Genomic DNA, 407 nt, shown 5'->3' on the forward strand with positions numbered 1-407 from the left:
CAGGCAGGAGAAAAGGCTTGCAAAATTCGTAATAATAAGCTGGAAAAATACTATAACATGGGTTTTGGAAAGGAGGAACTGGAGCATGAGTTTGAGAGAAATGCACGAACAGCAGAAGTCAGAGCAGGCAAGTCCGAGAGAACAGCTCCAAGAACTGAACCGACAGAGCCGGACAGAGCTGGAGAACAGCCTGCTGAAGGAAGCCTTAGCTTTGTCGAGCGAGAGCTGCGAGGAATTGATGAAGCAGTCAAATCAAGGACAAGCAAGGGCAGAGCAGAACAGGCAGAGAGACGCCGAACTGAGCAGGCAGCTCATCAGCGAGCTGAAGAAGAACGTAGAGCAGTTAGAGAACGGCAACGAACTGCTTCAGAACGCCATATCAGCCGAAATTGGGAGCCTGAGAGATG

Annotated in this window: 1 pseudogene; it reads left to right on the forward strand. The window is 49.9% G+C overall.

The window, feature by feature from the left end:
* Positions 1-85 precede the first annotated feature (85 nt).
* A pseudogene (locus tag DW922_RS17330) lies at positions 86-407 on the forward strand (hypothetical protein); the annotation flags it as partial.

It is taken from the genome of Clostridium sp. AM42-4, from assembly GCF_003480105.1.
Lineage (GTDB): Bacteria > Bacillota > Clostridia > Lachnospirales > Lachnospiraceae > Brotaphodocola.